Source organism: Aquabacterium sp., from assembly GCF_041915145.1.
Taxonomy (GTDB): Bacteria; Pseudomonadota; Gammaproteobacteria; order Burkholderiales; family Burkholderiaceae_C; genus Aquabacterium.
Genome location: NZ_JAYSBZ010000098.1, coordinates 1 through 8,577 on the forward strand (window position 1 = coordinate 1; position 8,577 = coordinate 8,577).

The 8,577-nt window shown below is 70.3% G+C and carries 7 protein-coding genes and 1 pseudogene; 6 read left to right on the plus strand and 2 right to left on the minus strand.

The genetic code is table 11. The features are described 5' to 3' along the window. Positions 1-271: pseudogene (locus tag ACE3SS_RS13805) on the plus strand (aspartate aminotransferase family protein); the annotation flags it as partial. 25 nt (positions 272-296) lie between these two features. Then, positions 297-1,616, plus strand: coding sequence for an NAD(P)/FAD-dependent oxidoreductase (locus ACE3SS_RS13810; protein ID WP_374594891.1), 1,320 nt, complete (start codon positions 297-299; stop codon positions 1,614-1,616). 39 nt (positions 1,617-1,655) lie between these two features. On the opposite strand, the gene ACE3SS_RS13815 is transcribed toward ACE3SS_RS13810, so the two are convergent. After that, complete coding sequence (locus ACE3SS_RS13815) at positions 1,656-1,883, minus strand: hypothetical protein (protein WP_374594893.1); 228 nt, start codon at positions 1,881-1,883, stop codon at positions 1,656-1,658. Then, the gene (locus ACE3SS_RS13820) at positions 1,873-2,634 is read right to left on the minus strand and encodes a glycine zipper 2TM domain-containing protein (RefSeq protein ID WP_374594895.1); all 762 of its coding nucleotides are present in this window, start codon (positions 2,632-2,634) and stop codon (positions 1,873-1,875) included. The genes ACE3SS_RS13815 and ACE3SS_RS13820 overlap by 11 nt, the downstream gene beginning before the upstream one ends. A 183-nt stretch (positions 2,635-2,817) precedes the next feature. Here ACE3SS_RS13820 and ACE3SS_RS13825 point away from each other — a divergent pair, with 183 nt between their 5' ends. The 4 genes from ACE3SS_RS13825 to ACE3SS_RS13840 form a co-directional block, all read left to right on the plus strand. Beyond that, positions 2,818-3,846, plus strand: a complete 1,029-nt coding sequence (locus tag ACE3SS_RS13825) for a diguanylate cyclase (RefSeq protein ID WP_374594897.1) — start codon at positions 2,818-2,820, stop codon at positions 3,844-3,846. Between the two features lie 141 nt (positions 3,847-3,987). Continuing rightward, entirely contained in the window at positions 3,988-5,268 is a 1,281-nt protein-coding gene (locus tag ACE3SS_RS13830; protein ID WP_374594899.1) for an NAD(P)H-dependent flavin oxidoreductase, read from the plus strand. A 288-nt stretch (positions 5,269-5,556) separates the two neighbouring features. Further along, on the plus strand, positions 5,557-7,314 hold the full coding sequence (locus tag ACE3SS_RS13835; protein WP_374594901.1) for a ShlB/FhaC/HecB family hemolysin secretion/activation protein: 1,758 nt from the start codon (positions 5,557-5,559) through the stop codon (positions 7,312-7,314). Between the two features lie 35 nt (positions 7,315-7,349). Further along, on the plus strand, positions 7,350-8,577 hold a 1,228-nt coding region (locus ACE3SS_RS13840; RefSeq protein WP_374594903.1), incomplete at its 3' end, for a filamentous hemagglutinin N-terminal domain-containing protein.

Consider the following 8,577-nt stretch of genomic DNA (forward strand, 5'->3'; position numbering starts at 1 on the left):
GCTCGAAGACGCCGTGCACAGCCTCAAGGGCGAGCCCGGCGTGCTGGACGTGCGCAACTTCGGCCTCGCGGCGGGCGTCGATCTCGAACCCTGGGTCGGCCAGCCTGGGCTGCGCGCGCTCAAGACCTTCGAGCAAGGTTTGGCGCGCGGGCAGTGCTATCGATTTGGTGCCGACACCATCACCATGGCGCCGCCCTACATCGCCACCGAGGCCGAGGTGGTGAAGATGGTCGATGACCTGCGTGCCGCCATCCGCGCCGCGCGGCCTTGAGGCGAGGCCTGGGGGCGACGCCGCCATGAGCGTGCTGCAACGCTTGCGCCACGCGCCGTCGTACTACGAGGCCACGGTGACCCGCGCGCCGCCACGCCCCGCGCTGAGCGGCCTGCAGCGCACGCAAGTGGGGGTGGTGGGCGGCGGCATCGCGGGCGTGAGCACGGCGTTGGAGCTGGCCGAGCGCGGCTTCAAAGTCACCCTGCTCGAAGCGCAGCGCGTGGGCAGCGTGGCCTCGGGCCGCAATGGCGGGCAAGTGCTGGCCGGGCTGGCGTGCGAGATCTCGACCATCGAGGCGCAACTCGGGCTCGACGCCGCGCGCCGCATCTGGGCGCTCACCACCGATGCCGTGCAACTGGTGCGCCAGCGCCTGCAGCGCTACGCCATCGAGGCCGATGCGCAAGACGGCACCTTGTTCGTCTCGTGCACGCCCAAGGGCGCGCTGGCCTTGCAGGCCGACTGGCGCGACCTCGCCGAGCGCTACGGCTGCACCAGCCTGCAATGGCTGGAGCGCGACGCGCTGCGCCCGCGCATCGGCAGCGAGCGTTACCACGGCGGTTGGCGCGACCCCGATGGCCTGCACCTGCACCCGCTGAAATACGTGCTCGGCCTGGCCGCGGCGGCCGAGCGCCTGGGCGTGACGATTCACGAAGGCTCTCGCGTGCTGCGTATCGACCCCGCGCAAGGCGGGCAGGGCCCGGTGTTGCACACCGATGGCGGCCAGCTGCAGTGCGATCAGGTGGTGCTGGCCGGGGGCGCACCGCTGGGCGAAACCATCGCGCCGTTCAACCGCCTCACCATGCCCTACGACTCGTGGATCATCGCCACCGAGCCGCTGCCCATCGAGCTGGCCGATGCCGTGATTCCCGGTCGCGAGGCTGTGGCCGACGACAGCTACGACATCGACTACTACCGCCTCACACCTGATCGCCGCATGTTGTTCGGCTCGGGCGCCAACTACCTGGCGCGCAACGAAGACGCGGCGCGCGCGTTCTTGCAGCGTCGCATGATGGCGGTGTTCCCGCAACTCGCGGGGGTGCGCGTCGAACACCTGTGGGGCGGCGTCATGGAAGTGCCGCTCAACCGCGCGCCGGTGATGGGGCCGTGGCGGGGCGATGCCGGCACGCGCGTGTGGCAGGCGCAAGGTTTTGGCGGCCACGGCGTGGCGTTCACGGGCATGGCCGGGCGCATCGTGGCCGAGCATCTTGCCGGCGAGCACGAGCGCTTCGAGCTGCTCGCGGGTATCCGGCACCGGGCCTTTCCGTTCGGCCGGGGCCTGCAGGTGCCGATGATGATGGCCGGCATCTATTGGTACCGGCTGCGCGAACACTGGGCGACGCGCTAACCGGCGCGGCATGCAGGCCGCGCCAATAAGGAGGGCGCGTCAGCGGCGCGCCACGGCCGCCAGGCGGGTGGCGTCCGGCGAGGCGAAGTCGAAGACTTCCTGCACGGGCTCCTGCCCGACCGGGGCGTGCAGATACCCGCGCTTCGCGGTGTGATGCTGGTGCGTCCGCACCCCGCCGCGCCGGATGTGGCGCGCCTGGTGCGCTTGCTGCACGACGGTCTGGCTCAGGTCATCGAGCCGGTCGTCTTCGAGCCATTTAGTACCCATGGTGATGCCCCTCGTAGCCGCGGTAGTTGCTCCAGCCAAAATTCAGGCTGACAGGCGGGCGGCCGTAGTAGTAGGGGTAGGGGGCCGGGTAGACCACCGGCGGGGCGGCGTACACGACCTGCGGCTGCGCGTAGACCACGCGCGGCTGCTGGTAGACGGCGACGGGCGCCTCGGGCGGAATCTGCACCGGCACCTGCTGCTGGGCCACGGGCTGGTCGTCTTCCTCGTCGGCGGGGTTGACCTGCACGTTCAGCGCGATGGTCTTGCCCGGCTTGTACTTGGTCTGGGTGGTGTAGCGCTGGCCGGCGTATTCATAGTCGACCTGGTAGCCCACCACCTGGTTCTGCGACACGTAACCCGTGCTGCAACGCTGCACCGGGCGCACGTCGGCGGGGCTGGTCGCCTGCTCGTATTTGTCGCCCATCACGGCGCCGGCCATCACGCCCACGCCGGTGGCCAGCGCGTTGCCAGCGCCCTTGCCCACCGAGTGGCCGACCACGCCGCCGGCCACCGCGCCCAGCACGGCGCCCAGGCCCGAACCGGGCTGGCGCACCACTTCCTGCTGGGTCGAGCAGACCTGCCGGGGCACGCTCACGGCGGCGGTGATGGGGGTGGATTTGATGACGCGGCCGTATTCGGTCGCCATGGCGCTGGCCGCAGCCAGGCCGAGAACGGAGAATGTGAGTCCTTGCAAACAAATGCGTGCCAAGGGGCGGCGCGCATGCGGGGCTCGGACAACAACGGTTTTCATGTGAACACCTCTTTCAGCGATGCCGGCCGCGAGGGAGGTTCGCGCCGCATCTGCCTACCTCAACGCGGCAGGTCGCGATTCGGTTGATCCGGCGCATTCAAGATGTGTGGCGCAGTTGTTTCAAGCGGCATCAATTCCGCGCCGCAGCGTCCGATATTCCGGCATCAGTCCGCAGGCCCAGAGATGTCCCAACCCACCGATTGCCCCATTCCCGATAACGAGCCCCAGCGGCTGGAGGCCGTGCGCGCCTTCGAGATCCTCGACACCGCGCCCGAGCTGGATTTCGACGCCCTGACGCGGGTGGCCGCCTACGCCCTGGGCGCGCCGATCGCGGTGGTGGCCCTGATGGACAGCGACCGCCTGTGGTTCAAGTCGAAGATCGGGCTCGACGTGCCCCAGCTCGATCGCCAGGTGGCGTTCTGCGCCCACGCCATCATGCGGCCGCGCGAGCCGCTGGTGGTGCCCGACCTGCTGGCCGACGTCCGCTTTGCCGCCAACCCGCTGGTGGCGCAGGCGCCGCATCTGCGCTTCTACGCCGGCGCGCCGCTGGTCGATGCGGCTGGCCATGCGCTGGGCACGGTGGCCGTGCTCGACGCCCAGGCGCGCGAGTTCACCGCCGCGCAACGCGACGCCTTGTGCGACTTGTCTACCATGGTCATGACCGCCCTGCACAGCCGGCGCCGCGCCCTCGATCTGGAGCGCCTGGCGCTCACCGATCACCTCACCGGCATCGCCAACCGCTCGCAGTTCGACAAGGTGCTGGCCGCCGAGATGCGCCACGCCATGCGCGCGGGCGAGGTGTTCTCGGTGCTGTGCATGGATCTGGACGGCTTCAAGGACGTGAACGACGGCTTCGGCCACGCCGCCGGCGACGAAGTGCTGTGCGAGGTCGCGCGGCGCATGAGCCAGGCGGTGCGGCTGGGCGACCTGCTGGCGCGGCTGGGCGGCGACGAATTCGCGGTGGTCATGCGCCACGGGGGGCCGGACGACGCCGCCGTGCTGGCGCAGCGCATCGCGCGCGCCGTTCAGGCGCCGATCACGCTGTCCACCGGCGACACCGTGGGCGTGGGCGTGTCGATCGGCATGGCGTCGTACACCGACAGCGTGTCGTCGGTGTCGGCCCTGCTCGGTCAGGCCGACCAGGCGCTCTACCAGGCCAAGCGCCATAATGAGCGGCGCTGGAAGATGTTCGTCGGCGCGCCGCTGCGCTGATTGCATACCGAGCCATCCAGCCGCAGGGCTTGCGCGGCGTCGTTGGCCGCTTCATTGAGGTAGATCAATGTTGCGGCGTGCGCTCAGCCCTAGTTTCACGGCTGCGATCCTGTGATCGCCCCTTCACCCATTGCACCGCCCATGAATCTGACCGATCTCCCCTCCTGGCCGTCGCTCGACGCGAATCTCGTCAAGCCCTTGCTGCAAGGCGCGCTCAAGCCGCTCGAACTCGCCGGCCGCCGCCTGCTGCCCATCGTGCAGGGCGGCATGGGCATTGGCGTCTCGGCGCATCGCCTGGCGGGCACCGTCGCCTCGTTGGGCGGCGTGGGCACGCTGTCGTCGGTCGATCTGCGCCGCCACCACCCCGACCTGATGGCGCGCACCACCGGGCTGGGCATGGATCAGGCCGCCAAGGACGCCATCGACCAGGCCAACCTTGAAGCCATCGACCGCGAAATCGCCGCCGCCCGCGAGCTGTCGGGCGGACGCGGCCTGGTGGCCATCAACATCATGCGCGCCGTCGCGGCCTACGCCTCGCAGGTCAAGCGCTCGCTCGAAGCCGGCATCGACGCCATCGTGGTGGGCGCCGGCCTGCCGCTCGACCTGCCCGATCTGGCGGCCGATCACCCCAAGACGCTGCTGATCCCGATCCTGTCCGACGCGCGCGGCGTTCAACTCGTTTTCAAGAAATGGGAGCGCAAGAAGCGCCTGCCCGACGCCATCGTGATCGAGCACCCGCGTCTGGCCGGCGGCCACCTGGGCGCGGCCCGCGTGGGCGACGTCAACGACCCGCGCTTCGAGTTCGAGCGCGTCATCCCCGACACCGTGGCCTTCCTGCGCACGGCGGGCGTTGAAAAAGAGATCCCGGTCATCGCAGCCGGCGGCATCCGCAACCGCGAAGACATCGCCCGGCTGCAGTCGCTGGGCGCGGCCGGCGCGCAGCTCGGCACGCCGTTTGCCGTCACCGTCGAGAGCGACGCGTCCGACGAGTTCAAGCACATCCTCGCCGACGCCAAGCCCGAAGACGTGGTCGAGTTCGTCAGCGTGGCGGGCTTGCCGGCGCGGGCGGTGGCCACCAAGTGGCTCAAGGCCTACCTCAAGGTCGAGGAGAAACTGCAGGCCGTGGCGCACGCCAAGTCGCACTGCACCAAGGCCTTCGACTGCCTGGCGCAATGCGGGCTGCGCGACGGCACCAAGGGCTGGGGCCAGTTCTGCATCGACAACCAGTTGGCCGCGGCCCTGCGTGGCGACACGCAAAAGGGACTGTTCTTCCGCGGCGCGGGGGCCCTGCCGTTCGGCGACCAGATCCGCACGGTGCGCGAGCTGGTCGAACGACTGCTGACCGGCGTGCCTGGCGAGCAGGTCACGGCCGGGCTGTTTGGGCGCCTCCCGGTCGCCGAGCCCAGCGCGGTCGCCGCCTGATCTGAACGGCCCCCAGGTGGGGCCGTTTTTCTTTCTCCCCCCCCGCTTTTTCGGAATCGGGCGGTTGACCGGGCCGCCGGCGCAAGGGCGCGCGGTTGCGGCCCGGGCGCGGTTGCGGTAAACCCCTAGCCCGGGGAGTGCCAAAACGTAACCGGGCCGCCAGAATTTGCGGCAGACCATCACGGGCAGTTCGTCGCGTCGCGTTCCTCGCGAGTTGCCGCTGGCGCCGTCCACGATCCGGGTGACGGCATGTTCATCGACACACCAGACCACTCAAGAGGCTCCTTCGTGCACACGCCGATCTTTCGTCTGTCTCGATCTGCCCGGGCGTTGTGCGTGCCGCTGTGGCTGGCCGCCACGGGGGCGCCGGTGCTGGCGTGGGCGCAGGCCGCCAACCCCGATGCGCCGGGGGTGATCCCGTCGGCCGAGCAGCTCAAGCGCGCGCAAGAGGCCGCCCGCCCGCCCCTCGGCGACAGCGGCGAAGTGCCGCAGCCCACGCCGCCGCGCGAGCTGGGCAAGCCCGAGAACGACATCCGCCTCGACGTGAGCGGCTACCAGATCGACGGCCTGGCCGACGTGCCCGCCGCCACGCTGCAGGGGCTCACCGCGCCCTTCGTCGGCTCGCAGCGCAGCTACGAAGACATGGTCAACGCGGCGGCGGCGGTCACGCGCTTCATGCAGCGCGAGCTGGGCTACTACCTCGGCTACGCCTACCTGCCCGAGCAGGATCCGCAAGGCGGCGTGGTGCACATCGCGGTCATGGAGGGTCGGCTCGACCAGGTCATCCTCAACTGGCCCGACAACATGCTCGTGCAGCGCGAGGTGGTCGAGCGCCATCTGGCGCGCCTGACGCCCGGCGAGATCCTGCGCGTGCGCGACGTCGAGCGCGTGGTCTTTCTCGTCAACGACCTGCAGGGCATCCGCGCCCGCTTCGAGGTCAAGGCCGGGCGCACGCCGGGCACCGCCTCGCTGGTGGTCACGCCCAGCGCCGAGACCGCCTTTTCGGGCAAGGTCGAGGTCGATACCTTCGGCTCGCGCTACTCGGGCACGAGTCGCTACAACCTGGTGGGCACGGCGGCCAGCCCGCTGGGGCGGGGCGACGCGCTGGTGCTCAACCTGATGAGCAGTTTCACGGGCGGCATGGGCTTCGGGCTGGTGAGCTACGCCTTGCCGCTGGGCGCCGACGGCCTCAAGGTGGGGACCTCGCTGTCCAAGGTGAACTACAAGCTCAGCAAGGACGACTTCCCGGTCGGCCTGAACGGCGAGGCCACCGCCGTCAACGTCTTCGGCCTGTACCCGGTGGTGCGCTCGCGCAACCTCAACGTCTTCACGCTGGGCAGCATCGAGCGCAAGGATTTCGCCGACCGCCGCGAGATCGGGCTCGACACCTTCAAGCGCACGCTCGACGCCCAGCTCGGCGTGGTGGGCGACTTCCGCGACAACCTGCTCTCCGGCGGCGTCAGCACCTACGAGCTCAACTGGTTGCGGGGTCGCCTGAGCGATCAGGGCTCGCAGGTCAACCTGCCCACCGACACGCCCACGCACTACACCAAGCTCAACCTCGGCTACTCGCGACTGCAGAACCTCGTGAGCAACCGCCTGCTGCTGTACGTGCGCGGCAAGGGGCAGCTCACCTCGCAGAACCTCGACACCACCGAGCGCTTCAGCCTGGGTGGCCCGAGCGGCGTGCGCGCGTTCGCGGCGGGCGAGGGCACCGGCGACGAGGGCGGGTTGTTTTCAGCCGAGCTGCGCTTTCTGCCGCTCGAGAGCTGGTTCGGTCGCGTCGCGCACGAAATGGTGCTGAGCGCTTTCTACGACTGGGGTCGCGTCACCTACCGCCACGACGCGGCCGCGGCGGCGCTCACCACGCTGCCCGGCACGCCCGCCAGCGCGGTGCTCAGCGGCTGGGGCATCGGCGCGGTGTGGGACCGCCCGCAGTCCTTCGGGCTGCGGCTCAACCTGGCCTGGCCGATCAACGGCGATGCCGTCACCGACCCCGTCAAGCGCATCCCGCGCGCTTACGCCCAGCTCAGCAAATATTTCTGAGCGCGCCACCGATCAACGTGTCCCGAGGTAGTCCCATGCAACGCCACGTCACCCCGATCCGCTCCCGCCGCCGCGCTCGCGCCGCCCGTCGTGTGTCCGCCGGGTTCGCGCTGGCGCCGCTGGCCCTGGCCGCGCTGGTGCTCGCGCAAGGCGCGCAGGCGCTGCCCACCGGCGTGCAGACCGTGGTGGGCACGGCGCAGGTGACCCAGCCCGATGCCAACACCATGGTCGTGACCACCGGGCAGCAGCAGACCATCGTCAACGCGCAGACCTTCGGCATCGGCGCGCAAGAGCGGCTCACCGTCAACCAGCCCGGTAGCACTTCCACCACGATGTTCGCGGTGCAGGGCTACGACCCCAGCTACATCCTTGGCCAGTTGCAGTCCAACGGGCGCGTCTTCTTGCAGAACCCCAACGGCATCGTGTTCGGCGCCAACGCGCGGGTCGATGTGGGCGGTCTGGTCGCCACCACGCTGCACCTGAGCGACGCCGACTTTCTGGCCGGCCGCTACCTGCTCACCGACACCGGCAACGGTCGGGGCGACCTGGCCGGGCGCGTCATCAACCAGGGCAGCATCAACGCCACGGGTGGCGCGGTGGTGCTGGCCGGCGCCGACGTGCTCAACAGCGGCACGATCCAGGCCGATGGGGGTCGCGTGGGCCTGATCGCGGCGCGCAAGGTGCTGGTCGATGTCGAAGGCGACGGCCTGCTGTTCTTCGAGGTCGATGGTCGCGAGGCGGGCGCGCGCCTGCGGCAGCTCGGGCGCATCCAGGCTGATGGCGGCTCGGTCGAGTTGATGGCCGCGTCGCGCGGGCAGTTCGCCGACACCGTGCTCAACATGAGCGGCGTGGTGCAGGCGCGCACGCTGGGCCTGAAAGAAGGCCGCGTCGTGATCGACGGTGGCACGAGCGGCGTGACGCTGGTCAGCGGCAGCGTCGATGCCTCGGGTCGCGGCGCTGGTGAAACGGGCGGCACGGTGACGGTGCTGGGCGACAAGGTCGGGCTCGTGGGCGCCGCGCGCATCGATGCCTCGGGCGACGCCGGCGGCGGCACCGTGCTGGTGGGCGGCGACGCGCACGGCGCGGGCGAACGCCGCGCCAGCAGCACCTACGTGGGCGCGGGCGTGAGCATCGACGCCAGCGCCACGACGCGCGGCAACGGCGGCAAGGTGGTCGTGTGGGCCGATGGCGCCACGCGCTTTCTGGGCCGGATCAACGCGCGCGGCGGCCTGCTGGGCGGCAACGGCGGCTTTGCCGAAGTCT